Genomic DNA, 1,695 nt, shown 5'->3' with positions numbered 1-1,695 from the left:
ACACCCCGACAGCTCGGCAGGCACGCCACCCACCCGACGGGCAGCACCCAACCGGTCCAGCTCAGACGGCCGGGGAATCCACTCCCTTCGAGGGATTCCCCGGCATCCACTTGCCCAAATGGCGACGAAGCGCTGTCCGAGATGTGACCCGGCCGGACGGAAAGGGCTGCGTGTGCGGAATTTCGATCGGATGGGTCAGAACGTCGCTTGTCTGCGACGCTTGGGCCCAGTCGACGAGATGGAGCATCGGTGGAACGAATCAGGGACATAAGCGATACCATTCTCGCAGTGTCGGCGGGTGCTGCCGGGAGCACTTTGTTCGGGGCAGTAGTCGGCATGGCGTACTACCACGTGGTGGTTCCATTCAATGAAGCGTTCCGGCAAAGCATTACGCCGAGCTATACCGGCAAGCGACCGGCACGGGCCGTGGCACACACGTGTAAAGGCGGCCACGCGCCGATCGGATGCCCATGCCCACCGCGGCGACAGCGCACGGTGATCGAGTATCACGGCGCCGATTGGCGGCGCAGGCACGACGCGGTGCCTGGGCGATATCCGCTCGGTGCCGAAATTCCAGTGCGCATCAGCTACCGCACCAATCGCGCCTATCCGTTGACTCGAACCACGCTGGTGCGCACTGGATTACGTGGAGCAGCGCTGGGCGCGGGGCTCGGTCTGTTCAATGCGGTCCTGCTGTGTGTGCTGTTGCTCATGTGACTGGTCGAATGCGGTACCACAAGGCGTGACTGCCGAGCTGACCGGCTCCTCCCGGTCGGCCGGGAATCCAGCCATGCACGCACATATCGGAGCAGCTCGAGCCGTGCGGTGGCAATCGGACTATCGCCGCGCCCACCGCAGCGCGCACCGTTGCCAGTGCACCTTCGGCCGCGGTCTGCTGCAACCATGCGGACACCGATTCCATGACTGAGTAGCCGGCGTCGCAACCATCCGGCCCATGTTGCGGGTGAACTCGGCCTTGGCGGCGCGGGAATGTCCAGAGACCTGGTGGCCCACATGATCCGCAGGTTCGCACCGATCCGTACCAGCTCTACGGTGGCGTCATGTTCCATGCCAACGGACTGCCGTCGGGACTACGCCCGGTCGCTGCCGCCACCGACCGCTTCGACTCCGAGCGGGTCGGACCCGACCATCTCGGTTTCTCGAGCTCACCGCCCCGATGTAGCTTGCCTCTCCGCGGCCACGGCGGACACCCCACCTGTGGGCATATGAAATTTGCACGATACCTATGTTGTGCAATTTTATTTGCATCAGCAGCAAGGAAGTCGCTCCCCCAACACCACGAACGGGCATGTACATGACCACCCTTCAAGTAACCGCAGTGACGGTCATCGCCGTGGAGGCGCTTGTCATCCTGGCGGCCCTCAGCTGGCCACAACAGCGCGACCGGGCTCGCCGACCGCGCGCGACTCCGACTCACCTCCGCAGGCGAGAACACGATGTCCAGCGCTGACTGGGCGTCCAGCACCCGCGTCGCAGAAACGTCCGCCTCAAGAGACTGTAAGTTCTCGAATCATACTGGACGCCAAGGCCTTTGGTGACTGTATGCTCGTGATCGGGGTCGGCAGCCCCTCATCCTGCCGACCCCTTCCAAGCGGATGCGCTTGTCATCCCAACCGTGGCCCGCATGGCTGGTGCGCGCTTCGAACCACCCCGCAGACAAGGTTCGAAGCGCGC

Annotated in this window: 1 protein-coding gene; it reads left to right on the top strand. The window is 64.0% G+C overall.

Features of this window, described 5'->3' with window-relative positions:
* Positions 1–495: 495 nt before the first annotated feature.
* Positions 496–717 (top strand): hypothetical protein, encoded by a 222-nt coding sequence (locus AB0M45_RS33805; RefSeq protein WP_364337556.1) that lies wholly within the window; start codon positions 496–498, stop codon positions 715–717.
* The last annotated feature ends 978 nt before the right edge of the window (positions 718–1,695 follow it).

This window comes from Nocardia sp. NPDC051787, from assembly GCF_040681325.1.
Lineage (GTDB): Bacteria > Actinomycetota > Actinomycetes > Mycobacteriales > Mycobacteriaceae > Nocardia.
The sequence above is the reverse complement of the archived record's forward strand: the minus strand, read 5'-3'. Positions and strand labels throughout refer to the sequence as shown.